1 protein-coding gene is annotated in these 259 nt (G+C 46.3%); it reads right to left on the bottom strand.

The annotated features are described in order from the left end of the window. Nucleotides 1-259, bottom strand: a 259-nt coding sequence (locus tag SB754_RS21180; RefSeq protein ID WP_410784310.1) for a sigma 54-interacting transcriptional regulator, incomplete at both ends; no start/stop codon positions are given.

Here is a 259-nt window from a genome sequence, read left to right as displayed (position 1 = left end):
CCTTCAGCAGCTTTACTTGCAAATTAATATCCAAGGAATTGATTTCGTCTAAAAACAGCGTGCCGCCATCTGCCTGCTCAAACAAGCCTGCTGTATCCTCCGCGCCTGTAAAGCTCCCTTTTGTCGTACCGAACAAAGTGCTTTCCAACAAGGTTAGCGGAATAGCGCCACAATTTAAAGAGATAAATGGTTTTTCATACCGATCGCTCAAGTTATGTATTGCCTGCGCAACTACTTCTTTCCCTGTGCCTGTCCGCCC

The sequence above is a fragment of the Leifsonia sp. SIMBA_070 genome, from assembly GCF_046534635.1.
Classification (GTDB): domain Bacteria; phylum Actinomycetota; class Actinomycetes; order Actinomycetales; family Microbacteriaceae; genus Leifsonia.
Note: the sequence above shows the minus strand (reverse complement) of the source record. Positions and strands in the feature narration are given on the sequence as shown.